The organism is Acinetobacter calcoaceticus, assembly GCF_051947995.1.
Taxonomy (GTDB): domain Bacteria; phylum Pseudomonadota; class Gammaproteobacteria; order Pseudomonadales; family Moraxellaceae; genus Acinetobacter.
This window is the reverse complement of the sequence record NZ_JBLVVH010000001.1, coordinates 57,050-79,521: the sequence shown is the minus strand read 5'-3', so window position 1 is coordinate 79,521 and position 22,472 is coordinate 57,050. Positions and strand designations below refer to the sequence as shown.

Here is a 22,472-nt window from a genome sequence, read left to right as displayed (position 1 = left end):
GTATTGAAAGGAATTAATTGTTTATAGTTGGTATAGTATCACTATAAACCTAAGGCTAGTGAGAATTTATTTACCATCCTCCACTTATCGAAAATGCTAAAGAAGTAGAGCTAATAGGTATTCATAAATTTTTATAAGATAGAAGTTTTTATCTTTTCATAGAGGAGATTAGTGAATATGTTTCTACAAAAAATTATATTAGAAGAAGTTTGTAGTAAATCTTTAGCTGATTTTAAAAGATGAAATTTATATATTTAATATTTTAGAGGTAAAATGAAATAATAAATTATAGGATGGGGTTTTTATGAAATTTATATTAATTTCAATAACCTTTTTAATGATTGGTTATGCTAATGCTAAAATGAAAGATACTTATGAAGGTTGCGATATAAAATATACGAAAATAAGTCTTAAATTTAAAAATGATTTTCGAATAGTTAGTAAAACTTGTGATGAAGAAAATCCAATTGTGATTAATTATTTAGAAGGGAGTGATCAAAAAATATTTATTAATAAATATGATATAAATATAGGGAAGTGGTTGCCAAAGTTGGAAGCTGTAAGTGTTTATAAAAAAGATAATCAGAGACCATTGTTAATTACACTTCATACACAAGTATGGGATTCTCCAATAGTCAATGGTATCCTTTATAATGTTAACTTATATGAAATTTATTTAACTGGGAAAAGAGTTAGGTTGGTTGATGTAAGTAATATTCTTGGAAACTCTCAGAGTGGGTTGGAGGGCGTATCTGATGACTATATGCACTTTAAATTTAAAGATATTGCTTCGATTAAGAAATGGCTGGATAAGAATTATAAATGAGCATCTTTAATGAATTGTTATCTATACGCATAGACATTGATAAAGTGTTTATTTAAAATAAATGTTTTAATAAAAAAACCGCCAATAAATTCCTCATTGGCGGTTTTTCTTATCAGAACACTGAATTAAACGTTAAAACGGAAGTGCAAGACATCACCGTCCTGAACGACATAAGTTTTACCTTCCAAACGCCATTTACCCGCTTCTTTGGCACCATTTTCACCGTTGAATTGAATGAAGTCATCATAGGCAACACATTCAGCACGGATAAAGCCTTTTTCAAAGTCAGTGTGAATCACACCAGCTGCTTGTGGCGCAGTTGCACCCACTTTAACTGTCCAGGCACGAACTTCTTGTACACCCGCAGTGAAGTAAGTTTGTAGACCAAGCAGTTTATAACCAGCACGAATTACCACGTTTAGACCTGGTTCTTCCATACCCATTGCTTCAAGGAATTCAGCGCGATCTTCATCTTCAAGCAATGAAATTTCAGCTTCGATCTGGTTGCAAAGTGGTACAACAATCGCGTTTTCTTCAGCAGCGAGCTTTTGTACTGCTTCAAGATGCGGGTTGTTTTCAAAACCGTCTTCAGCGACGTTGGCAATATACATCGTTGGTTTAAGGGTCATTAAACCAAAACCACGCACTGCTTTACGCTCATCATCAGAAAGGTCAGCGGCACGTGCTGGTTTACCTTCATCAAGTAAAGGCTGGATTTTTTCTAGAACTGCTTTGGTTGCAAGCGCTTCTTTATCGCCACCTTTTGCCGCTTTAGTTAAGCGTAACAATGCTTTAGCAACGGTATCAAGGTCGGCTAGTGCAAGTTCGGTATTGATGGTTGCAATATCATCTAATGGATCAATTTTACCATTTACGTGAATGACGTTTTCATCTTCGAAGCAACGAACCACGTGTGCAATCGCATCTGTTTCACGGATATTGGCAAGGAACTGGTTACCCAAACCTTCACCTTTAGATGCACCTGCAACCAGACCGGCGATGTCAACGAATTCCATCGTGGTTGGTAAAATACGTTGTGGTTTTACGATTGCAGCAAGTTTGTCCAAACGTGGATCTGGTACGGGTACGATGCCTGTATTTGGTTCAATGGTACAGAACGGAAAGTTTTCAGCAGCAATCGCTGCCTTTGTTAATGCATTAAATAATGTAGATTTACCTACGTTTGGCAGACCAACAATACCGCAATTAAAACCCATGAAACCACTCACAAATGTGTAATATAAAAATTGCTGCTGATTTTACATGAAAGCCATGACAAAGTCATGGCTAGAGTGGATGATCGATTCGGGCTTAAACTTTGCGTTTATCCAGTTGTTGGGCAATGTGATCGCCAGTGGCCTGCACCAACATGACCAAAACGATCAGGACCAAAATCACCGCCAGCATCACTTGCATATCAAAACGCTGGTAACCATAACGATAGGCAATATCGCCTAGACCGCCTGCACCTATTGCACCGGCAATGGCAGAAGAACTGATCATGGTGACAATAGTCACGGTAAAACCTGCGATAATTCCGGGTAATGCTTCCGGGAGCAGCACGTGCCAAAGAATCTGCTTGCGATTACAGCCCATTGCTTGTGCTGCTTCAATCAGCCCTTGATCGACTTCGCGTAGGCTGACCTCGGCAATACGGGCAAAGAATGGAATCGCGGCGATGGTTAAGGGTACAATTGCGGCGAGCACACCATAACTGGTTCCGACGATCCAGCGGGTAAAAGGAATCAAAGCCACCATTAAAATCAGGAAGGGGACTGATCGAGTGATGTTAATGATCCAGCCTAAGGACTGATTGATTTTCTTGGACGGATAAATGCCAAAATCGGCGGTGCTGACCAGAATCAAGGCAATCGGCAAACCAATCAAAAAGGCGAGAATCGCAGAAACACCAACCATAATCAGGGTGTCAGTAGTGCCTGTCAATAAAAGATCAATGAGTTGATTGTACATAACCGATCACCTCAAGTTGTGTTATGGCTGGATGTTTTGCAAACTGGGGACTGTTCAGATCGAATTCGAGATTGCCAATACCGATGATTAATGAGCCGATGGTACGCTGCTGAATGGTATCAATCTGACTGTAATACACCTGAACAGGGCTGTTAAATCTATCTAGTAATTCATATAAATCAGGCACCGATTTCGATTCACTGACATACTTCAATTTTAAAATCTGATGCGTACTCTGAGGCAGAATGGTTGGGCTAAGTTCAAAAGGTAAATTCACCTGCTCAAAATTGAGTAATTCCTGTGTGATCTGTTGTTGCGGATTGGAAAATACCGACCAGACTTGCCCCGACTCAACGATTTCACCCTGATCAATCACGACCACCTGATCACAAATCTCCTGGATGACCTGCATTTCATGGGTGATCAAAACAATGGTTAAACCAAGGTCCTGGTTAATCTGTTTCAGCAAAGCCAGAATATTGGCGGTACTTTCCGGGTCGAGTGCAGAAGTGGCTTCATCACACAGCAGGATTTCAGGTTGCGATACCAAGGCACGTGCGATACCGACACGTTGTTTCTGTCCTCCAGACAGTTGGGAGGGATAATCATGTCGTTTTGCATCCAAACCTACCAGTGTCAGGACATCACTGACACGTTGCTCAATCTCAGCCTTGTCATAAGCTGCGATCCGCAGTGGTAGAGCCACATTTTCCCACACCGTTTTGGCAGACATTAAATTAAAATGCTGAAAAATCATGCCAATTTTCTGCCGGGTCTTGATCAACTCGGCATGGCTGAGTTCAGCAATATTTTGCTGATGAATCAGGATACTGCCGGTATTAATGGATTCTAGGCCATTTAAGGTACGCAGCAGGGAAGATTTACCGGCTCCGCTTTTTCCGATAATTCCGACAATCTGTGCTTTGGGAATATCAAGATGAATGTCTTTTAAGGCATGTAAGCGTTGGCCCTGTACATCATAAAACTTGTTTAAACCGCGTATTTTCAGGTGTGGAACTGAAAAATCGACTTGTGAACCAAAACTCACCATGATTGTTCTCCTTATTTCCAGCCAGGGAACCACAACGTTGGACCGAAATCGCTATCCAAGGCCGCTTTCACTTTTGGCGAGTTTTGATAAATCTCGACAAATTTCTGTAGCTTGTTGTCTTTGTCCTGATAGTCATCACGCACTACAAATAAAATCGCATAACGCTTATTGGTGTTGTCATCAAACAACAAGGCACTTTCAGGATCAGCCGTTTTGGCTAAACGTAAGTAATGCGGATAACCAAACGCGAGATCAACATCGTCAATAGCACGTGCAGTTTGCGGTCCTTCAACTTCAGTAAATTTCAGGTTCTTCGGATTTGCGGTAATGTCTTTCAGTGCAGAAAGATGATTGTTACTGTCTTTCAGTTCAATTAACTTGGCTTGCTGTAAAAGGAGTAGTGCGCGCCCTTGATTGACGGGATCATTCGGAATGGCAACAGTAGCGCCATTTGGCAGTTCATTAAAACTTTTATACTTTTTTGAATACAGTCCAACATGCGACGCTGCACCTGCAGCAAAGGATTTTAACTTAAAGCCGGTTTCTTTAATGGCATTATCCAGAAAGGGCTGATGCTGGAAAAAGTTCGCATCGATATCGCCATGACTTAAGGTGATATTCGGGGTATTCCAGTCGGAAAACTCGACCAGTTTGACATTTAATCCCTGTTGTTTGGCTTCATCCGCTGCGACTTGTAGCGGATGAGCAAAAGAAGGACTTATTCCAATCACGAGTTCACTATTACTGCTTTGTCTGTGTTTATTCCAGATCAATAAGGCAATAATCGCAACAACAACGACCAGGCCAATACCGAGCCATTTTTTAGAGGCTGTTTGAGCCATATATTTCTCCAATTTTTTCTTTAATGTTAAGCACTAATTTCTTCAATTATTTTTAGGGTATCTGTGTTGTTATGCGGTCTACATCGGAACTGATCGGCAGGATGGCTGGCAGCTAAATGATCGCCTTGGGCAAAAAGCTTATTGCGTAATGAACCTGTGGCATATTCAGTTTTATAACGTCCACGTTGCTGTAACTCTGGAATGACCAGTCGAATGAAATCTTGATGCGATTCAGGTGCAACCGTACGCGTCAGGTTAAAACCATCAATACCAGTCTGATCAAGCAGATCAATCAGGTATTCCGCAACCTCAGCACCACTCCCTACAATCAGGGGATAACGTCCACCCAGCACATGTTGGGCTTTTAGATCATTTTTGCTGATGCGCTGTTCTTTAAATTTCTCATTGACTGAAGCAATGCTATTGCTCTTTTGATACGGAATCGCTTCATCATCTGCAAACCTGGCAAGATCAATCCCGACTGAACTGGCATAATGGGCCAGTCCGGCCTCAGGGCTGGCATACTGACGGTATTCAGCCAGTTTTTGCTGGGCAAGTTCATGTGTTTCAGCCACAACCACGGTAATGCCGACAAAGATTTTAATTGCATCTTCATCTCGACCTTGTTGTTGTGCTTGTAGTCGTATTTTATTGACTTGCTGACGAATCTTCTCGGGTTGATCACCGCCAATAAAAATACATTCCGCATGACGCGTGGCAAACTGTAGTCCTTTCGGTGAAGCGCCTGCTTGAAAAAGTGTTGGTGTGCGCTGTACCGACGGCGCAACCTGAAACACACCTTGGCTTTGGTAATATTGCCCTTGATGATTGATCGAGTGGACTTTATTGGGGTCAGTAAAAACACGCTGTTGCTTATCTTTCTTTAAGGCGTCATTTTCCCAGGAACCTTCCCAATATTGATAGCAAAGCTGTAAGAACTCCTCGGCCTGATCGTAACGTGCATCATGATCTTTTAAGCCTTTTTGTCCGATCAGGCGTTCGGCACTGTCCAAATAGCCGGTGACAATATTCCAGCCGAGACGACCTTGGGTTAAATGATCGAGACTGGCAAAACGCCGTGCAAATTGATAGGGATGCTCATAGCTGAGATTGACCGTGACACCAAAACTCAAATTTTTTGTGACCAAAGCCATGGCTGAAATCAGGGTAGACGGGTCATGGCTTGGCAGTTGGATCGATTCTTTTAATGTCAGCTCGATGCCATTCTGATAGACATCATATACACCCGTAATATCGGCGAGGAATAGGCCATCAAACAGACCCTGTTCCAAGGTCTGTGCCAATTCAGTCCAATAATTCAGCTCATTAAAGCGATGTGACTGATCACGCGGATGTGTCCATAGGCCATGATTGATATGACCGACACAGTTCATATCAAAGGCGTTCAGTAAAATTTTCTTTGCAGTGGTTTGAGTCATTACAATGTCCCCCGACGTGGAGGCAGAATGCCATTCAACACATAATTACCGATAAAGTAATATTTCCAGCGTGCCGCATCATGCAAGGTGTGTACACGCGCATTACGCCAGTGACGGTCCAGCCCATCGGCACGTTGACTGCCACGACTGCCCGCCAGTTCAATTAATTTAGAAGATGCCTTTAAGGCGGTTTCAGTACTATGCGCACGAACTTTGGCAACATCTATTGAGGCTTTGGCTAAGCTCTCTGCGTTGAGTTGCTGTTTAGCGGTATCAACGGATTGAGCTGCTTGTTTAAGGAGTAATTCGCTGGCTTTAACATCGGTTGCGACACGACCCAATTCAGATAGGGTTAACGGATCTTGGGTTGCTGATTCAATATTGGCATCAATCCAGGGACGGGCGACACGCACGCGTTGCAACGTTTCCTCAAAGGCCGCACGGGCAATCCCGACTTCAATTGCGGCATGCATGATTTGCGCAAATGGGCCGACCAAAGACAATTGCTTAAAGGCGGTATCAAACGGAATCACATCCTCTTTGGCAACGAAGACCTGATTAAACCTGACTGTGCCGCTGCCTGTAGTACGTTGACCAAAACCAGACCAGTCATCAATCAGTTCCAAACCTTGACTGTCGCGCTGCACAAAAGCCAGAAATTCGCGTCCAGATTCATCTACCACTAAGGTTGGAATACGATGGGCAAAGAGACTACCCGTGCAATAAAACTTTTCTCCCTGAATCAGATAACCGTTTTCGCTTGGGGTTAGGGTGCTTTGTTTATGTGCTGAGGTACGGGTTTTAAACTCAGCCAGCGCATTACCAAACCGTGCACCTTGTAATACTTCCTGGTAGAGGCGCTGCTTTTGTGCTTCGGTACCGGTATTGCGTAATACTTCCAATGCATAAAAATGGTTTTGTGGAATTTGACCGATGGAACCATCCGCGCCGCTAAACAGTGCAATCACTTTGGCAACGGTGAGACTGGAAACCTCTGCTCCCCCATACTGCTTAGGTACAGTAATCGCCCATAAACCTGACTGGCTATAAGCTTCGATTTGTGTAAAGGGCAAGTCCCGATTGGCATCACGTTCAACCGCAGATTGTTTAAATTGCTGACTGAGTTGTGTGGCAATCTCCAAGGCTTCTGTATCGCTTTGAATGATATGTGCCGCTTTTAAATGGGGCTTGGCAAAACCTTGTAATTCTTGATATGAGGTCATGGTAATTTTCTCCTTAAATCCAGGCATGGCGGGCAGGGTGAGTACCATTCAGGTAATAGTCACCAATCGCATGGAATTTCCAACGCACAGGATCATGTAGGGTATGCACACGGGCATTGCGCCAGTGCTGATCAAGATTATGTTGGCTCAGGCTGGCCCGGCTACCACCAAGTTCAAGTAGTTTTTCGGAGATGTGCAGGGCCGCATCATTGGCATAGATTTTCGCCTCCGCGACCAAAATCGAAGCGCGGGCGGCTTGCTCGGCAGAAATCTCAGTGAGTTGATCCAGTTCATCCAGATATTCTGCTGCCTCATCCAGCAATAAAATGGCTGCATCGAGCAGGATATTGAGCTTGCCGACCTCTTGCAGGGTGTAATGTTCCTCACTGGCTTTTTCTACGCCTGCATCAATAACCGGACGTGCTTTACGCACGCTGGACAAGGTATCATCAAAGGCCGCCTCGGCAATGCCAACATCAATCGCGACTTGCAACAGTTGAGAATAGGCACCACGGACATTTGGAGTATCCGCGATAATGCGTTCATCAAAAAATAAGGCCGGATCAGCGATGACGTTGTGAAGTTTTACTGTTCCACTGGCTGTGGTGCGTTGACCGAAGCCGTTCCAGTCATTAATGACCTCAACGCCCGCAGCATGTCGGTCAATGATCGTCAATACGGTATAACCGTCTGGATGTAAGGCACGGATGGCTAGCCAATCTGCAAAGCTGGTGCCAGTCGAGTAAAATTTTTCCCCGTTTAAAAGGTATTGACCATTTTGCAACGTTAACGTGGTTTGAATCGCTTTGGTATCTTTAGCGTTTTTCTCAGGCCCGCCATTGGCAATCCGTTTACCCGCAAGGACTTCAGTATAGATAAACTGCTTTTGGGCATCTGAACCGGTGATATTGATAAAATTGAGTAGCCCGAACTGGTTTTGAGGAATCTGTCCAACATTGGCATCGGCTTTACTTAAAATACGGAACACGTGGGCCAAGGTTTTATTGGAAACAAAAGCGCCACCATATTGCTGTGGTACACGGATTCCACCAAGACCTTTTTGGCTAAACTGGATGATTTGTTCTGTGGGTAGAATACGGTTTTGATCACGTATATTGCGCTCTTCTAAGGCAAAGTCAGCAACTTGATAGGCAGCATTAATGGCCTGCTGATCATTTGAAATCAGTTGTATTTGCGCGTGGATCACTGATTGATTACTGGACATGTGAGCACCTCTAATAGATAAGAGGAACTTTACAAAAGTTTTACTTTTCCACTAAACCATCAGTTATGGCTTAATTATCATAATAATTATTAAGCATTTTTTATGAGAAAAATAACAGAAAAACAGATATATAATATTGATTAAAAACAGTCGCTTATCTATGTTTGATTTTTTATTGCTCAAATGGGAGCCGTATTTTCTATGAAAGAAATGAATAATCTCAACAGGAATATTTATAAAGCAAACTCGCCAAAATTAAAAAAGATCGAGCAAAAAGGACATTGTATTCATTGGCTTTTACTTCTAAAGTATGAAAAACCTTATGTTTGATCGAGTAGAAAAATAAATCTGGAGAGTCTATGCGGGTTTTATACCAATTTCCTTTATCTCACTATTGTGAAAAAGCTCGCTGGTTGTTAGATCATAAGGAATTGGACTATGTTGCACATAATTTGATTCCTGGTTTTCATCGCGCCTTTACCTTCCTTAAATCGGGGCAGTATTTACTGCCGATGTTGAAGGATGATAAACACTGGATTGCTGATTCAACCCAAATCGCTTTGTATCTTGATACGACCTATCCTGAACATGCATTACTCAGACGTGATGAACAATTGCGTGAACAGGCCTTGGAGATTGACAAGCTGGCTGATGAGCTGGGTGTACATGTCCGGCGCTGGTCTTTGGCGCATGCCTTGTCAGTGGGTGATCATCCACTTGAAATCATGATGGGGGAACAGGGCTATTTACGACAGTTTGAAAAAATTTCCAAGCCGATCTTAAAAAGTCTGGTGTCGACCAATTATAAGTTAAGTCCTGAAAAAGTAGCGCAATCCAAGTTACGCATGACCGAGCTGATTACGGTTCTCAACCAGCGTTTGATTGATAATCAAGGGCGTTATCTGGTGGGTGACCGTCTGGGGCTGGCTGATATTGCAGTCTGTTCAATTCTTGCCCCTTTACTGATGGTCAAAGGCACCCCTTGGGAGCTGGAGAATGATGATGTTGAACAGTTCAATGGTGAGTTGAAACAATATTATGACGATTTGTCTAATTTACCGATTGGACAATATGTACAGCGTATTTATGCCACGGAGCGTAATGCACGCGTCGATTGGCGTGGGTTATAAGTAAATGATGCTGTAAAAAAGCCCTGATGCAATCATCGGGGCTTTTTTTATGAGAAAGAAAATAGAAAAACTGCCGAAAAAGTAAAAAATTATTGGTGAATAAAATTAATTTTTAAAAGAAAATTCGTTTTAAGCTGAAAATAGTAGAAATTATTGCCAAATTTACTTTAAAAAAACTGAAAAGAGGGAAATAATTATAAAACGGCTTTGTTATCTTATGTTTCAGGGTGTGATGGGGATCGAAACGAGTTGTTCAGCTATTGGGAGATCAGTTGAACAGTTGCTCAAAAGGTCTTGTTTCGGCTTTGAGACAAAGATAAACCACAAGTTTATCGGAATCATGTTTGCGTTATCCATGCAGCATTGTCAAAAGTTAAACGAATGTTTTCCCTTGACCCTTAAAAATTACTGATCGTAAACAGTTCCGTAAAAACCGAGATAACACATGAGGACTGTAAAATGGAATTGGACCGTTTTGATAAACAAATTCTTGAAATTTTGACCCATGAAGATGTCAATCTGAATGAGCTATCAGAACGTATTAACCTTTCGGTTAGTTCAGTGCATAGACGCATTAAAAATCTGATCGAATCACAGGTCATGGGACAGCTCAAACGAGAAATCAATTTTAATAAACTGGGCTTTAGCCTACATATTCTTTTGCAGGTTTCATTGAGCAAACACGATAGTGAAACTTTTGATAAATTCTTGCAGGAACTGGAAGATATTCCGGAAGTGACCAATGCATTCCTGGTGACCGGACAGAGCGCTGATTTTATCCTGGAACTGGTGGCCCGCAATATGGATGACTATAGTGAAATTCTATTACGCCGTATTGGAAAAATCGACAGTGTGGTGGCGCTGCATTCCAGCTTCGTGATTAAGGAATATAATGTCTTTAACTGTTATAAACTTTTAAACAAGCTATAAAAAAATGCATCTAAACAGATGCATTTTTTACTCGGCAGAAAGGTTTAGGCATCAAGTTGCGCTAAAACCTCTTCAGAGAATTCAACGTTGGTATACACGTTTTGAACATCATCAAGATCTTCAAGCATATCAATCATTTTCATGATTTGTTTAGCTTGATCAATATCGGTGATTTCAGCTTTAGTCGATGGGCTCATCACAACTTCAGCGTTGTCAGATTTTAAACCTGCAGCTGTAAGTGCATCCTGAACGTCACCAAAGCTTTCTGGGCTGGTAATTACCAAGATACTGTCTTCATCAATCTCGATATCGTCAGCACCTGCTTCTAAAGCAACTTCCATGACTTTATCTTCTAAAGACACATCGTCAAAAGAAATTTCACCACGTTTGGTGAACAGATAAGCCACTGAACCATTGGTACCCAAGTTACCATTGGTTTTTGAGAAACAGTGACGAACGTCTGGCACGGTACGGTTCAGGTTGTCGGTCATGGTTTCGACAATAACGGCAACACCGCCAACACCATAACCTTCATAGGTTACTTCTTTTAAATCATCATTATCTTCGCCGCCAGCACCACGCTGGATCGCACGGTTAATGGTGTCGCGTGTCATATTGACTGAAAGTGCTTTTTCGACAACAGCACGTAAACGTGGGTTGCTTGCAGCATCTGGTCCGCCTAAACGCGCAGCAGTTACGATTTCGCGGATATATTTAGTAAAAACCTTACCGCGACTTGCATCTTGTTTAGCTTTACGATGCTTAATATTGGCCCATTTAGAATGACCCGCCATGGAAGTAACTCCAAAAAATTAAAACTCAAAAAAGTGCAGGAATATTAGCATAGCCAAGGTTTTGTTGAAAACTGCCCGAACTGATATTCAAAATTTAAAATCTTGCTCAAGTATCAAAGATTGAACAAATAGACAGGGGCTATTAGCTAATTTTTACATCTATGTCATATTCCGCATACAGCGCCTTGATTTTTTCCAGATCCTGTTGCAGTTCGGTCGGGTAGATTTTACCCAGGATGCCACCTTGTTTGGTTCGGGCATTGGCATACATCAGAATGATCGGCACATTGGCTGCTTTGGCGATATGCCAGAAACCGGTACGGATCGGTTTACGCGCTTCACCATCTTTAGCACGGGTTGCTTCCGGTGCAATCACCAGATTAAAACGATCATTCAGGTTAAAAAGCTCCACCATTTGCGTGACAATATCTTTACTGGCCTTGCGGTCAACAGGGATACCCCCTAAACGTTGTAAAATTGGTTTTAATGGGCCTTTAAATAATTCTTTTTTGATAAGCGTATGAATTTTAATATCTAAAATTTCAAATAAAGCCAGAGAGAGGATAGTATCGAGATTGGAAGTATGCTCGAAGCCAATAATAACTTGTTTCTTTTCTAAAATAGCAGGATCAACCTTATATTCCCAACCTGTTGCTTTAAAAATAGATTTTCCTAAAAATTTTTTCATGCTTATCATCATAGGTCCTGAGTCGCAGCAGTGTAATACGACTTTTGAGGAAAAGACATATCCTGAAACGTCAGATAACAGAAATTTGGATGGTTTTTAAATGATCAAAACAGTGCAATATTTGCTTTACTCATTATAGCGAGATCAGCTAGAATCAGCGCAGTTTATGATTTTTAACACTATTTTAGGTAGTTTGATAAAATCATCTGCTTGTAATTAAAGTTAAATTTAACTAAGATCAGGCAGCATTCATCATATCAATATGATGGAAATTTATAGGGCCTATAGCTCAGTTGGTTAGAGCAGCGGACTCATAATCCGTTGGTCCACAGTTCAAGTCTGTGTGGGCCCACCATATATCAAGCACTTACATGTATTAATTGTAAGTGCTTTTTTAATGTCTGATTTCATGTAATCACGACGTAAGTGATTTTATAAAAAGAACTTTTAGCTTTGATCTGGTTAATATCGTAGAAGTGATGATTGCTTTGCATACTAAAGCCGTAGAGCTTGTTGTAAACGGATTTAAAAAAGCTCTCGCTTATGCGGGTTTTTATTAAATGTGATAAATTATTCTTTTTTCTTTGGGCGAATGATGGAAAAGTTTATTGGCGGATCACAAGACGGATTTGATTTTCCAGTCGAAAATTTTGAACGTGATGTTTTTTATGCTGGCAATATTGATACGCATTTGAAAGAAGAGTATTTAAGAACAAAAGTTGAAAAAAATGGTTTAATTTATACGTTTTGGGTGCTTAAGGATTTTGAAGCCGCGCTGCTAAAAAATAAAATAGATTTATATTTAGATGCTAGATAAGCTTAAATTTATTTTAATCGGATACCTCTTTTTTTGACTAGGATTGGTGCAATGTCAATCCATTGACCGGGCGTATTTAGTTGCAAAAGCCCTACCAATACATATGTTCTTGGCAGGGCTTTTGACTTTATGTGTTAAGCTGTGAATCATAATTTTAAGGATAAATATGATGCACATCTGTATAGGCGGTGATTTGGATGGCGAAGTTGTTACTCACCGCGAAGGAACCTACTTTGAAGCAAGTGAAATAGCCCCTGGTAAATTGTCTACTTACAATCGGCAAAGTTACATTATTGGTGAAAATACATATCGTTTTTGGCTTTGTGCAGAATTACCTTATGCCGAAACCACAAGAATCGCGAATCATTATTTAGCCCAAAAATATTCATATCTTTCGTAATGCTAATGGATATAAACAGGAGAGCTCACTGCAAGGTGAGCTTTTTTATAATAAATAATCAGACGAGCAGACCGTCAAAGCGCAATTAAAAAAGCCCCTCAGATCTGAGAGATTCGTGATATCAATTATAGGGAATGAATGGTTTTAATTTCTTAAATAACTAGACAAATCAAATTGATAAAAGTAGTTAAAAGTAAAATAAATTAGTGCACTAATTTATTCTTGAGACTAACCGTACATCACTAAAGCGCTTCTAATGCAGGGTTGATAAGAAATTATTTGTTATGCGGATCTGGCTGTTCATTATTACCTGACTGATCTTTATCGGCATCAGGATGTTGTGAAGGTTGAGATTCGGTCGGGGAATTCACTTCAGTATGCTCATTTGATTGAGCTTTGATGGTATTTGCATGGAGAGTAGTATGTTGTGAAAAACTTTTAAAACCTGACATTTTTATCTTCTTTAACTTTATGGTAGAGAACTCAGCGTACGCTTTAAAAGCCGTTACACTAAGGTAGTTTTAAGATCTATATGTGTTGATCTGTGCCACAAATGATATTTATTTCGATGAAATGTTTCATAAATAAAAATCAAATATATATAACTATCTGAGCCTTATCTTTTAAAAGCGAAAAACAGACCCTGTAAATTTCAAGTAGGGGTACATAAAGCACACATATATTTTTTGAGCGTAAATTTTCTTTAGAAATTTTTAAAAAGTCATAAAACTGGATACTTATAAAATTATAGTTTGTATAAATGACCTGCTCAGCATACTATGATTGATTAAAATGGAGCATATTGATGCTAAAAGACATTACAGTTGTGGATTATCAAGGTAGTGAAAGAAGAGCGCAGGCATGCTACCTCGAGGAAAATACTGAAATAGCACTTTCAAGAAAACGAGTTCAAAGTTCAAAAATTGAATATATTTTGATAAAAGGTGAAATTATTTACCCAACATTAGACTGGGTTTTTAATAGCTCAGATGGTAGTAGCTACTATATAAAATAAAAAAACCGCTTCGGCGGTTTTTTTTATGACGTTCTCTTTGTGGTTAAAAAAACTTAATGCAGTTGTAAGTTTAAAAGAGATGCTCTATCACTGCTGGGAAGTAAATATCTTAATGGACGAAACTAGTGATGCAATATATTCCAGATCTTGATCAACAAGAAGAGAATTTAATTACGGCTAAAATTGATTCTCTCATTGAAAAGTTAAGGAAGAAAAGAGATGCGCGTATATTGTCATACACCGAAAAAGAAACAAATATCTCCTTTAAAAAGCTGATGTAGAAAAGTGATCTTATATTGATCAGTGATCAAACAGGACTAAATTGCTTTTACGAGATGTAATGCTTTTCACACCACCAATAAGAAAATATACATGATGAAAACTTAGATTCTCCATAATCAATAATAAAAATGATTTTAAGTAGGATTCTACTCTTGCTAGATCTTATCAATAAGATAGCTGTATGAGCAGAATGTAACCTAAAATTTCAATGACATATAGATGGTTGCTAGGACTTTTTACGAGTTTGTCTTTTGTATTTGTTTTCTTAAAAAATGAAGTGAGGGAAATATGCAAGATATTATTGAGTATATAAGTTATAAAAAAGAAGCTTTTGCCCAGCATGCATTTTTCAAACATTTATCCGATGATAATTTATCGTTAACTCACAAGCTCAATTTTATGCCATATATGGCTTATTTTATTATGAGTTTTGGAGATATAAACAAGCATGTTTTACCTTTTCAAGCCCCTAAAGATAATTATGAATTAGCGATTAATGTTCATGCTAAAGAGGATGAGCAGCATTGGATTTGGTATCTGGAAGACTTAAGAACGCTCGACTTTAATAAGAATGATAGTTTTACTGACGTACTTGAAACTTTGTGGTCTGATGATTTCTCTGCAAGTCGGCAACTTACTTACAAATTGGTTGCCTTAATCCAAGGCCAGCCAGCCATAAGAAGATATGTGGTTATTGAGGTGATGGAAGCGACAGGAAATGTTACTTTCACCCAATTAGAGAAAATGACCTCTGGTTCAGAGATTAAATTAAATTTTCTTGGTGAGTTGCATCTTAGCCGTGAAAGCGGGCATTTGATGCTGGATGAAGCAAATATTTTTGAAACTGTCGAATTGAGTGAGCTGGAAAGCGTTGAGTTCAAAAAAATTGTGGATGAATGCTTTGATGCATTTCATGGGTTTATGGATCAATTATCTTTAAAATTAATATAAGTGAATTACAGATGAGCGTTATTTCATTGTTGACTGGAAATTATGGAATGCGAGCGAGCTAGGCAAACGCATTTTGGTACATAAAACTGCGCTGACGAAGAGGTAATTGGTAGGGCTTACACTTTTATATGGTATAAGATTTTATCCACTAATGACTACAAGAGGGATATATGTCTGACAACTCAACTAAATGGCTGTGTATAGGTGGTGTTTTAAGTGGAGAGTGGAGGGAACAGCAAATGGAGGCGTTTGATGTTGATCCCTGTGATTTAAATACTCATAGTTATGAACCCATGTTACTTGGCAATCCCGCCGCCAAACAAGAACAGTATTTCTTTGTTTACACCGAGTTGAAAGAAGAGGCCTATGAAAGGGCAATAAATTTTGCTTTATACAAAAATAAATAATGACGAGAGAGCACTTAGGTGCTCTTAGTGAGTGCATTAAGCTTAAGCACCTGCCTTTGTGTTTATTCAAAGAGTATACGGCACACATGATCAACAGTATTTTTTAACCTTTAATTCGAGCTGGCCAGTTGATAGGTGTGAATATACAGTGATTATCGTAATCGATCCGTTCTAGAGAGACGTCCTCGTAGGAGTAGCTAATAAGGCTCGTTTTAATCTCATCGCCGTATAACTTTAAATTAAGACATTTCCTACGCTAATTTTCACGATAAGCCTTAGCTTGGGCTTCAGGAATTGTTGTCACTCAGGCAAGATCACGAACATTACGATCAGATTGATTATCTACAACATAGACAGATAAAAAAGAACAAGCGTGGTAAAGAATAGGAGATCTATTTAAGTTCATTAGTTTGAGATGAGTAAATAAACACCTTCGTAGAAACACTTTATTCTTTGTCATATTTCATTATTTCTGATATCTTATAGTTTTTAATTTTATAGATTATTAAAGTGAAGAATGTCTTAGCTTTCACCATGATACTATGTTTATTAGGGTGTGAAAGCTTTGAAGATTATAAGAGTAAAAACTCTAATATTATAACTGAAGTTGACCCATATATAATTGAGAATGATAATCAAAATAATGTGAGGGAGTTGAGTAAAAGCTCTTCTTATATTCGAAAGTCCGAAATTAATTTAAATAAGGAAAAACTGATTCAAAAGTGCAAACAATTGGTACTCTCTAATGTGATAAAGCAAAAGACCGTCAGTTTTAATGAAAATTTACGTGGTAATTATTATATAAACCAAAAAAGTGGGGATGTGTACCTTTATTTGGAGTTTTGTGCTGAAAATGAGTTGGGTAATGCACAAGAGTTTAAAGGGAAATGTATATTTTCAATAGATGGTCAAACCCAAGTCAGTATTTTTGAATAGAATCTTCTCTATTCGTTCTGAGATTCATAGATTAAATTGAAAAACTTATTCTGATCATTAAAAAGATGTGAATCTTATATTAGTGTTAATTGGTTCACATCTTAATAATGAATATATTAACTAGTAGTAGCTTGCAATAATCACAGCATTCTTATGATCTGGAAATTTTTCAAAGCTAATTTCAGTTATTGTATTCTTTTGAGGTAAGGTGTTTAAATCATTCAATGAGATCGTTTGAGACTCAATTTTTTGACGTAACATGTTCAATTGCTCGCATTCATTGATTTGAAGTTGCTGAGAACATGTATCTTCTACAATACTTCCATTCACCTGGATTGTGCTTGCAGCATAAATAACCGAAGCAAATGCCATTAATGATAAAAGCAGGGCAGATTTATAAATATAGTTATGCATATTTATTGCCTTTTATAAATGTATTAAGTATTAATTAACATAGAATTTATTATCAGGGCAATATTTATATAAATTTTTAATTAAATATTTATATAAAGTGTGAACTGTTTAAAGTTTTGTTTTTAAATTGATAATTAATATAATAAATTGATTTTGTTAATTCTGTCACATATTTTTATTATAATGTGGATTTAAAAAATTAGAGTAATTTGCTTAATCTAAGGTATGTATAAAAAGGGATTTGATTACTTAAACGTGGAACTGTAGCAGATGTGTATGCAGATAAATTATACGCTGTTTTTTTGAACGATAAAAAAAGCCTCATCAAAAGAGTAGGCTTTTTTTATTTTATGTGGGCTAAATGATATTGCCACAGATGTCTGTTGTGCCTTGAGGGTAACTGAATTGTAATGCATAACGGTCGGTGATCAGTTCAGATGAGAGTTCTAGACCCGCAAGTTTTTCTGAGAATGTACCATCCTTATCCGAACCAACCCAGCTCCGAATATCAAAGCCTATATTTTTCAATGGTGCAGGGAGTGTTCCTTGATATCCTTGATCAACACCATTAACAATAAAACCGACTTGTTTGGTATTTTGGTTGATATAGATACCTAAACGATGATATTTGCTTGGATAGTCGGTCATTTTATTGTTGTAATGAGCAACTGAAGTATACTCAGTATCATCGCTATTTGGGTAACCAAGGGTAAATAAGACGGATGGTGGATTTTCGCCAAAATCAGGATCAGTTGTGCCTGCCATGAAACTATATACTGACCTTACAATATATCCATTCTCTGTGATCCCATTAAAATTAATATCTGCGAGATAAGATGAACCTGGTTCTCCATAATAGCCTTCGTTTAGAGGAGCACTAGGAATATCGAGTTGCATTTCCAATGCAAGGATCCCTGTTGTCGGTAAGTTAAAATCTCCTAAACCATCTTGCAAGTGTGGAAAGTATGGAGAATTTACTGCCGAATAAAACCTTGCTTTACTGGTAGCTAAGTATTGTAAATAATTAAAAGTACCGTATTCAGGCTCGGTAATTGAAAAATATGGAGGAGCAACAGTTAAGCTAAATTTTTGTCCATTGATTGTAGGAAATATACCAATTAGATAGTCTGAATTTTGATTGTTCCATAAATCATCATAGTCTTGTTGTGTGGCGTCAAAATTATAATGACATGTTGGTGGTTGGCTAAAACTACGTAGACTAAAGCTTGAAGATGCTGTTGTTGGTTGAGTAGGAGTAGCATTTTGTGAACTATTTTGATTTTCACCACAGCCTAACAAGGCTAGGCTAAGTGCAAATATGCTCAGTTTTTTCATTGATTGTTCCTCTGGTGTGTTATTTACGGTTTATTATCAAAAATAAAAAATACGAATTTTTAATAAATAAATTTAAAAATTAATAACTTAGATATATTTTTTTGAGTTTTATAAAAAAAGGCCTCTTGTTATGGAAGAGGCCTAGTAAAAAGTTTAATCGTATTGGATGGTTACGGTTGCCATGGCACGGACTTTACCCGCTGTAACATTGGCTGCAGTTTGATAGTAACGAGCAGTGAGAGGGACATTATATTGAACGGTTTGGTTCGATTTTACAGTTCCTAGTTCTAACTTATTGCCTAGTCCAATCACCTGATTTTTATTTTGATAATTTGATACAAGCTGCACACCGACACCATTTGCTTTTGTTGCATTTGGTTCGAGGTTCTTTAAAACCTGAGTGTTATTACCTTCTTGTTGATAATCAAAGGTTAAACTAATCAGGTTCTTTTCTTCATAACCTGTTTGATTTTCACCACCATTACACAAAATGTTGAGTTCAAAAGCCTGGTCGCCTTGTGTAGAACCTATCCCTTTAAAGCCTGACTTCATCACAGTTGGAAGTTGTACCGCTTTATTAATATTACCTCTCCATTCACAGGATGAAGATGCGATTGTAATTGCATTACCGTAAACAGTACTGGTCAAAAAAGGGCGATCATTTCGGTTTCCAGCATAATAGGTACTGTATACCCCTGGAACTAATGTTCCTGAGCCAGTATTTTCTGCTGTTTTTACAATTTCAACAACGAAATATCCTTCAGCAAGACTAATACGTGTACTCGGTACGGGACGAGTGTAAGGATAATAGCCTGAGAAGTTTGTTGCGTTAAAAGCTTCTCGATAAAGACGTATTCCAATTCCAGGGATGTTGGTGGAATAGATATTGTCGCCCAGTGGACTCAATGCATAATTTTGGAGTAAACGTGCGACCATCATATCGCTACTATTACACGTATATGTAGTTCTAGAGTCTGGACGAATTTCAAAAAGAGATTTAACCAAGACCTTCCCAACAGGATCGCTTGGACGTACTACAACACGGCCCACTTGCATAGACACATCAATAGTCCGGAAGTATGTACTGGTTGAACAAGCAGCCTGAGCTGCGGTATTCGCACCAAAGCCGGCAGCCATTAAGGCAGTACTTACAAGTAATTTTTTCATTTGCATACGGCCTCAGACATGATCATGCTTTGCTGATCTTTAGTAATTTGTGCGCTAACATCATAACTGAAGTGACACTGTTCATTGGCTTCATCGCCCCATTTTACATACAAATCGCCTTTTGGTTCTTGAGTACGTAAATACACCATGCTGCCTTGGGCAACAATACCAACAGATTCATCTTTAGTATTAAAAACTTGCGATGCAAACGGTAAGCTTTCACCTGTTGCTGTTTTGGTATTGATGTAGATGGCATAACCTTTCTTGGTCGAGAAATCAACTTTTGCAATCGCACCCGCAAATGGGGCAATACGTTGGCTGGTTTCTTCCAATTCAACATTGGTCGACATTTCTTGCGGATCAAGTGTGATGTCATTCAAACGGTAAGGTGTGACATAAGGAATCACGGCATAACCAGCTTTATTTACACTGAGCCCCACGGTATTGTTGACTTTGGCACCCGCAGCATCTGGTGCATAGACCAGCACCATGGTTTGACCTTGTTCCGGACCAAACAGGATACCTTTTGCATGTGCAACAATACTGCCGCTCACGCTCAACATTGCTTGTTGATAAGTATCAGCGATGCTATACGAGCCACCTACGGTCGCAAAGTTCGTGCGATAACGGCTATTCACGTTAAAGCTAGGGTTTTGTCTATCTTGATGAGATACAGAAGCACCGTAGTTAAAACGATCACCGACCATTCCACTCATACCCACTGTGCGGCTGTTTTCAGATGCGGTCGCATTGACGTTGACAGAACTCTTTCTGAAGTTAATCGGGAAGGAAAGAGTCATCAAATATTCAGTATCACGAGTTTGGTTTCTTGAACCGTATTCAATTTCACGATTGGTGGCAGAAAGACCATAAGTCAAACCATGATAATTATTGCTGTAACCGATTTGATATTGGCGACTGGTCTCATTACGGTTCCAGTAGTCATTCCACGAACCGACCATATAAATATTTCCCCAACCTTCAGGCAGGCCTTGGTTCAGGGTAATCTGGAATTCACTGCGTTGCTTACCAACAGCAAAGGTGTTCACACCTTTATCTTCAAGGTCACGAATGAGCAGGGCATCACGTAATTTATAATAGTTTTCCGTTGAATAACGATATGCAGCCAAGGTTAAATTGGTATTGGTCGGTGAAATCAGCTTGCTATAACTGAGGCGGAAACTTTGTCCGGATTGTGAACCTTGCTTGTCAAAGTCAGTATTGGATTGGGTCACGTCGAAAGAGACAGCGCCAATAGGTGTTGCAACCGCGGCACCTAATAGTAAGGCACTATAGTCTTGAGCCAATTGAAAGCCGGTATAGCCCGTCAAATAGTTGTTAATACCACGTTGGTATTTACCTTGCGTAACCCACGGCGTTAAATCAATATCACGATCACGGAATTCACCGGCAGTGATCGAGTAACGGCTGAGTCCGGGACGCAGCATTTGCACAACAGATGCATAAGGAACCGCTAGCTTTTGTATTTCACCATTCGACTCAATAATCGATACTTCAAGTTCACCACCAAAACCTGTCGGGTAGAGATCATTGATTTCAAAACTACCTGGTGCAACCGTGGTCTGGTAAATCAGTTGACCTTGTTGACGGATTTCTACTTTCGCGTTGGTTTTGGCATTACCACGAATACGGGGCGCATAGCCGAGCATGCTATTTGGCAACATGCGATCGTCACTAGAAAAATCTAGACCGCGATAACCGAATGAGTCAAATAACTCACCGTTGGTAAAGCTATCACCCAAGGTTAAAACGCCACGATATTGAGGAAAGGCACGTTGTAAATAAGTACTGGTAGACTCGTAGTTTGATTTCTTCTTATTCGTTGAATCTAGTTCACTTTGAATGCCATCTTGCCATTGCCACTGACCGTTATGGCGAAGTTGCCATCCCGCAATATTTGCACCTGCTGTAATTGCCATAAAGGCATTGGTGGTTTCTTTATTGTCATTTAAGCGATTATAGGTTTTATAAGCACTACCGCTATACGATAAAAAACCGGCATTGATACCACGATCCCAAATACTTGGATCTACATAGCCCTGCGCATTTTTTTGTAATGCAATTTGTGGAATCGAAATATCGATACGCAGGCGTGAGGTATCGAAATCATAATAAGCATTTTCGATCCATTCTTCGATTTTGTAGCATGCATTTGGCGCATTTGACTCAATACGGTTAACCAGAACCTCTTGTTTTACGCCGTACTCAAGTAATGAGCCTGAGGTAAAACAGGTAAAAGCATTCTGGTTTTGTTCAGATGAACGAAACATCATTCTTCTTTTGCCGAACCAGTTACCATTGATATAGACATCAACGTTATATTCACCTGGTAAAACAGGGTTGCCATATTTAAAGCGGGAAATATCGACTTTTTGTGCGTCACCGATTAAGAAAACAGAATCGAATTCCGCTTCCATCGGTGGGGCTTGTTCTGTTGTCTGTTCTACTGCATACACAGCCATAGGCAGCGTTACTGTGATTACCCCGGAAGTCAGGTAATAACAGATACGACGCTTCAAGAATTTAGCTGTTGCATTTTTCTTTGACATAATCGGTTCGCCTATTCAACGATAGGTACAAAATCATTTATAGATTGGGAATAAATTTG

24 protein-coding genes and 1 tRNA gene are annotated in these 22,472 nt (G+C 39.3%); 11 read left to right on the top strand and 14 right to left on the bottom strand.

The annotated features are described in order from the left end of the window. Window positions 1–304 precede the first annotated feature (304 nt). A complete protein-coding gene (locus ACNQO6_RS00475; protein ID WP_440207776.1) occupies window positions 305–826 on the top strand; it encodes a hypothetical protein in 522 nt (173 codons plus the stop codon). A gap of 125 nt (window positions 827–951) precedes the next feature. Here ACNQO6_RS00475 and ychF read toward each other — a convergent pair whose 3' ends face one another. From ychF to ACNQO6_RS00440, 7 genes are all read right to left on the bottom strand, one after another. After that, window positions 952–2,043, bottom strand: coding sequence for a redox-regulated ATPase YchF (gene ychF / locus ACNQO6_RS00470; RefSeq protein WP_005229883.1), 1,092 nt, complete (start codon window positions 2,041–2,043; stop codon window positions 952–954). 94 nt (window positions 2,044–2,137) lie between these two features. After that, a complete protein-coding gene (locus ACNQO6_RS00465) occupies window positions 2,138–2,797 on the bottom strand; it encodes a methionine ABC transporter permease (RefSeq protein WP_005285151.1) in 660 nt (219 codons plus the stop codon). Next, window positions 2,778–3,848, bottom strand: a complete 1,071-nt coding sequence (locus ACNQO6_RS00460; protein WP_440207775.1) for a methionine ABC transporter ATP-binding protein — start codon at window positions 3,846–3,848, stop codon at window positions 2,778–2,780. The genes ACNQO6_RS00465 and ACNQO6_RS00460 overlap by 20 nt, the downstream gene beginning before the upstream one ends. 11 nt (window positions 3,849–3,859) lie before the next feature. Then, window positions 3,860–4,690 (bottom strand): MetQ/NlpA family ABC transporter substrate-binding protein, encoded by an 831-nt coding sequence (locus ACNQO6_RS00455; protein ID WP_440207774.1) that lies wholly within the window; start codon window positions 4,688–4,690, stop codon window positions 3,860–3,862. A gap of 26 nt (window positions 4,691–4,716) precedes the next feature. Then, window positions 4,717–6,129, bottom strand: a complete 1,413-nt coding sequence (locus ACNQO6_RS00450; RefSeq protein ID WP_440207773.1) for an LLM class flavin-dependent oxidoreductase — start codon at window positions 6,127–6,129, stop codon at window positions 4,717–4,719. Beyond that, entirely contained in the window at window positions 6,129–7,352 is a 1,224-nt protein-coding gene (locus ACNQO6_RS00445; protein WP_440207772.1) for an SfnB family sulfur acquisition oxidoreductase, read from the bottom strand. Before ACNQO6_RS00445 ends, ACNQO6_RS00450 begins: the two co-directional genes overlap by 1 nt. Window positions 7,353–7,365: 13 nt before the next feature. Next, entirely contained in the window at window positions 7,366–8,577 is a 1,212-nt protein-coding gene (locus ACNQO6_RS00440; protein WP_440207771.1) for an SfnB family sulfur acquisition oxidoreductase, read from the bottom strand. Between the two features lie 359 nt (window positions 8,578–8,936). Here ACNQO6_RS00440 and ACNQO6_RS00435 point away from each other — a divergent pair, with 359 nt between their 5' ends. Together ACNQO6_RS00435 and ACNQO6_RS00430 are read left to right on the top strand one after the other, a co-directional pair. Then, window positions 8,937–9,707 carry a glutathione S-transferase family protein gene (locus ACNQO6_RS00435; protein ID WP_343580487.1) on the top strand — a complete coding sequence of 257 codons (771 nt, stop codon included), beginning with the start codon at window positions 8,937–8,939 and terminating at the stop codon, window positions 9,705–9,707. A gap of 459 nt (window positions 9,708–10,166) precedes the next feature. Further along, window positions 10,167–10,637 (top strand): Lrp/AsnC family transcriptional regulator, encoded by a 471-nt coding sequence (locus ACNQO6_RS00430; RefSeq protein WP_004771770.1) that lies wholly within the window; start codon window positions 10,167–10,169, stop codon window positions 10,635–10,637. A 44-nt stretch (window positions 10,638–10,681) separates the two neighbouring features. On the opposite strand, the gene ACNQO6_RS00425 is transcribed toward ACNQO6_RS00430, so the two are convergent. Both ACNQO6_RS00425 and ACNQO6_RS00420 read right to left on the bottom strand, forming a co-directional pair. Continuing rightward, window positions 10,682–11,431 carry a YebC/PmpR family DNA-binding transcriptional regulator gene (locus ACNQO6_RS00425; RefSeq protein ID WP_005285173.1) on the bottom strand — a complete coding sequence of 250 codons (750 nt, stop codon included), beginning with the start codon at window positions 11,429–11,431 and terminating at the stop codon, window positions 10,682–10,684. Window positions 11,432–11,573: 142 nt separating this feature from the next. Continuing rightward, on the bottom strand, window positions 11,574–12,119 hold the full coding sequence (locus ACNQO6_RS00420) for a 1-acyl-sn-glycerol-3-phosphate acyltransferase (protein WP_440207770.1): 546 nt from the start codon (window positions 12,117–12,119) through the stop codon (window positions 11,574–11,576). Between the two features lie 278 nt (window positions 12,120–12,397). On the opposite strand from ACNQO6_RS00420, the gene ACNQO6_RS00415 reads away from it, so the two are divergent. The 3 genes from ACNQO6_RS00415 to ACNQO6_RS00405 all read left to right on the top strand — a co-directional run bounded on the left by ACNQO6_RS00415 (window position 12,398) and on the right by ACNQO6_RS00405 (window position 13,336). Beyond that, window positions 12,398–12,474, top strand: a tRNA-Ile gene (locus ACNQO6_RS00415). A gap of 240 nt (window positions 12,475–12,714) precedes the next feature. Further along, the gene (locus tag ACNQO6_RS00410) at window positions 12,715–12,936 is read left to right on the top strand and encodes a hypothetical protein (protein WP_440207769.1); all 222 of its coding nucleotides are present in this window, start codon (window positions 12,715–12,717) and stop codon (window positions 12,934–12,936) included. A gap of 169 nt (window positions 12,937–13,105) precedes the next feature. Further along, window positions 13,106–13,336 carry a hypothetical protein gene (locus ACNQO6_RS00405; RefSeq protein ID WP_343580508.1) on the top strand — a complete coding sequence of 77 codons (231 nt, stop codon included), beginning with the start codon at window positions 13,106–13,108 and terminating at the stop codon, window positions 13,334–13,336. 275 nt (window positions 13,337–13,611) lie between these two features. Here ACNQO6_RS00405 and ACNQO6_RS00400 read toward each other — a convergent pair whose 3' ends face one another. Beyond that, window positions 13,612–13,788 (bottom strand): hypothetical protein, encoded by a 177-nt coding sequence (locus tag ACNQO6_RS00400; protein WP_343580481.1) that lies wholly within the window; start codon window positions 13,786–13,788, stop codon window positions 13,612–13,614. 353 nt (window positions 13,789–14,141) lie between these two features. Between ACNQO6_RS00400 and ACNQO6_RS00395 the strand changes: the two genes are divergently transcribed. From ACNQO6_RS00395 to ACNQO6_RS00375, 5 genes are all read left to right on the top strand, one after another. After that, window positions 14,142–14,351: a hypothetical protein gene (locus ACNQO6_RS00395; protein WP_343580480.1), complete on the top strand. Its 210-nt coding sequence runs from the start codon at window positions 14,142–14,144 to the stop codon at window positions 14,349–14,351. Window positions 14,352–14,476: 125 nt separating this feature from the next. After that, a complete protein-coding gene (locus tag ACNQO6_RS00390) occupies window positions 14,477–14,632 on the top strand; it encodes a hypothetical protein (RefSeq protein ID WP_440208075.1) in 156 nt (51 codons plus the stop codon). A gap of 289 nt (window positions 14,633–14,921) precedes the next feature. Further along, a complete protein-coding gene (locus tag ACNQO6_RS00385) occupies window positions 14,922–15,584 on the top strand; it encodes a hypothetical protein (RefSeq protein WP_440207768.1) in 663 nt (220 codons plus the stop codon). Window positions 15,585–15,754: 170 nt separating this feature from the next. Then, window positions 15,755–15,991, top strand: a complete 237-nt coding sequence (locus ACNQO6_RS00380) for a hypothetical protein (RefSeq protein ID WP_440207767.1) — start codon at window positions 15,755–15,757, stop codon at window positions 15,989–15,991. Between the two features lie 534 nt (window positions 15,992–16,525). Continuing rightward, complete coding sequence (locus ACNQO6_RS00375; protein ID WP_440208058.1) at window positions 16,526–16,927, top strand: hypothetical protein; 402 nt, start codon at window positions 16,526–16,528, stop codon at window positions 16,925–16,927. 120 nt (window positions 16,928–17,047) lie between these two features. Here the strand turns inward: ACNQO6_RS00375 and ACNQO6_RS00370 are convergent, their stop codons facing one another. The 4 genes from ACNQO6_RS00370 to ACNQO6_RS00355 form a co-directional block, all read right to left on the bottom strand. Then, entirely contained in the window at window positions 17,048–17,341 is a 294-nt protein-coding gene (locus ACNQO6_RS00370) for a type 1 fimbrial protein (RefSeq protein WP_440207766.1), read from the bottom strand. A 357-nt stretch (window positions 17,342–17,698) separates the two neighbouring features. After that, window positions 17,699–18,676 (bottom strand): DUF4882 family protein, encoded by a 978-nt coding sequence (locus ACNQO6_RS00365; protein WP_440207765.1) that lies wholly within the window; start codon window positions 18,674–18,676, stop codon window positions 17,699–17,701. A gap of 153 nt (window positions 18,677–18,829) precedes the next feature. Continuing rightward, window positions 18,830–19,843: a fimbrial protein gene (locus ACNQO6_RS00360; protein ID WP_343580475.1), complete on the bottom strand. Its 1,014-nt coding sequence runs from the start codon at window positions 19,841–19,843 to the stop codon at window positions 18,830–18,832. Beyond that, window positions 19,840–22,413, bottom strand: coding sequence for a fimbria/pilus outer membrane usher protein (locus ACNQO6_RS00355; protein ID WP_440207764.1), 2,574 nt, complete (start codon window positions 22,411–22,413; stop codon window positions 19,840–19,842). The genes ACNQO6_RS00360 and ACNQO6_RS00355 overlap by 4 nt, the downstream gene beginning before the upstream one ends. Window positions 22,414–22,472: the final 59 nt, after the last annotated feature.

Bases quoted from the DNA above. Each gene is read 5' to 3' on its own strand.
- ACNQO6_RS00475 (WP_440207776.1), top strand. From the start codon at position 305: ATGAAATTTATATTAATTTCAATAACCTTTTTAATGATTGGTTATGCT.
- ychF (WP_005229883.1), bottom strand. From the start codon at position 2,043: ATGGGTTTTAATTGCGGTATTGTTGGTCTGCCAAACGTAGGTAAATCT.
- ACNQO6_RS00465 (WP_005285151.1), bottom strand. From the start codon at position 2,797: ATGTACAATCAACTCATTGATCTTTTATTGACAGGCACTACTGACACC.
- ACNQO6_RS00460 (WP_440207775.1), bottom strand. From the start codon at position 3,848: ATGGTGAGTTTTGGTTCACAAGTCGATTTTTCAGTTCCACACCTGAAA.
- ACNQO6_RS00455 (WP_440207774.1), bottom strand. From the start codon at position 4,690: ATGGCTCAAACAGCCTCTAAAAAATGGCTCGGTATTGGCCTGGTCGTT.
- ACNQO6_RS00450 (WP_440207773.1), bottom strand. From the start codon at position 6,129: ATGACTCAAACCACTGCAAAGAAAATTTTACTGAACGCCTTTGATATG.
- ACNQO6_RS00445 (WP_440207772.1), bottom strand. From the start codon at position 7,352: ATGACCTCATATCAAGAATTACAAGGTTTTGCCAAGCCCCATTTAAAA.
- ACNQO6_RS00440 (WP_440207771.1), bottom strand. From the start codon at position 8,577: ATGTCCAGTAATCAATCAGTGATCCACGCGCAAATACAACTGATTTCA.
- ACNQO6_RS00435 (WP_343580487.1), top strand. From the start codon at position 8,937: ATGCGGGTTTTATACCAATTTCCTTTATCTCACTATTGTGAAAAAGCT.
- ACNQO6_RS00430 (WP_004771770.1), top strand. From the start codon at position 10,167: ATGGAATTGGACCGTTTTGATAAACAAATTCTTGAAATTTTGACCCAT.
- ACNQO6_RS00425 (WP_005285173.1), bottom strand. From the start codon at position 11,431: ATGGCGGGTCATTCTAAATGGGCCAATATTAAGCATCGTAAAGCTAAA.
- ACNQO6_RS00420 (WP_440207770.1), bottom strand. From the start codon at position 12,119: ATGAAAAAATTTTTAGGAAAATCTATTTTTAAAGCAACAGGTTGGGAA.
- ACNQO6_RS00410 (WP_440207769.1), top strand. From the start codon at position 12,715: ATGGAAAAGTTTATTGGCGGATCACAAGACGGATTTGATTTTCCAGTC.
- ACNQO6_RS00405 (WP_343580508.1), top strand. From the start codon at position 13,106: ATGCACATCTGTATAGGCGGTGATTTGGATGGCGAAGTTGTTACTCAC.
- ACNQO6_RS00400 (WP_343580481.1), bottom strand. From the start codon at position 13,788: ATGTCAGGTTTTAAAAGTTTTTCACAACATACTACTCTCCATGCAAAT.
- ACNQO6_RS00395 (WP_343580480.1), top strand. From the start codon at position 14,142: ATGCTAAAAGACATTACAGTTGTGGATTATCAAGGTAGTGAAAGAAGA.
- ACNQO6_RS00385 (WP_440207768.1), top strand. From the start codon at position 14,922: ATGCAAGATATTATTGAGTATATAAGTTATAAAAAAGAAGCTTTTGCC.
- ACNQO6_RS00380 (WP_440207767.1), top strand. From the start codon at position 15,755: ATGTCTGACAACTCAACTAAATGGCTGTGTATAGGTGGTGTTTTAAGT.
- ACNQO6_RS00375 (WP_440208058.1), top strand. From the start codon at position 16,526: ATGATACTATGTTTATTAGGGTGTGAAAGCTTTGAAGATTATAAGAGT.
- ACNQO6_RS00370 (WP_440207766.1), bottom strand. From the start codon at position 17,341: ATGCATAACTATATTTATAAATCTGCCCTGCTTTTATCATTAATGGCA.
- ACNQO6_RS00365 (WP_440207765.1), bottom strand. From the start codon at position 18,676: ATGAAAAAACTGAGCATATTTGCACTTAGCCTAGCCTTGTTAGGCTGT.
- ACNQO6_RS00360 (WP_343580475.1), bottom strand. From the start codon at position 19,843: ATGAAAAAATTACTTGTAAGTACTGCCTTAATGGCTGCCGGCTTTGGT.
- ACNQO6_RS00355 (WP_440207764.1), bottom strand. From the start codon at position 22,413: ATGTCAAAGAAAAATGCAACAGCTAAATTCTTGAAGCGTCGTATCTGT.